This window comes from Streptomyces sp. VTCC 41912 (genome assembly GCF_045799175.1).
Classification (GTDB): Bacteria; Actinomycetota; Actinomycetes; order Streptomycetales; family Streptomycetaceae; genus Streptomyces; species Streptomyces albulus_C.
In genome coordinates, this window is record NZ_JBJMAB010000113.1 from 1 (window position 1) to 616 (window position 616).

1 pseudogene is annotated in these 616 nt (G+C 67.0%); it reads right to left on the reverse strand.

Annotated elements, in window-relative coordinates:
• Window positions 1-175 precede the first annotated feature (175 nt).
• Window positions 176-616: pseudogene (locus ACJ6WD_RS41370) on the reverse strand (polyketide cyclase); the annotation flags it as partial.

A 616-nucleotide genomic window follows, 5' to 3' on the forward strand; every position in this document is an offset into this window, starting at 1 on the left:
GCGCGCACACGGCGCCCCTCCATGGTATCCACCTGCGTTCCGCCCAGGACCGTCCCGATCACCGCCGGAGATCGTCCAGACGTGGGGCACACGCGCCGTCGCCCTGCGTACACCGGGTCCTGGGGCACGGTGCGCGCACGAGCCGTCACCAAGGGCGTCCCTCGGAGCGGCGGCCTCATGCCGCCTCGTCGCCCTCGGCATCCTCCTCGTCGTCCTCGTACTCGTCGTACTCGTCGTCGAACCGCTCGTCTCCGTCTCCGTCTTCGCCTTCGTCGCCCTCTTCGCCCTCCTCGTCTTCGCCCTCCTCGTCGTCGTAGTCCCCTTCCGCTTCGTCCTCCTCCAGTCCTTCTTCATGGCTGAGGACCACTTCCCCGTCGCGGATCTCACCGCGCCAGCCCTCCGGTTCCTCTTCAGCGAGGCTGGCGTAGCGCTGGAAGTGCTTGAGGTCCAGGCGCAGCCGGCGTCCCTGTGCTCGCCATAGGTTTCCGGTCTTCTCGAAGAGCCCCATGGGGTAGTACTCGACGACGAGAACGATCCGTGTGAGGTCGGACGTGACCTCGTGGAAGCTCACCATTCCCCGCGTCGAACCCTTGGCGCCCTCGGACGTCCAGATGAT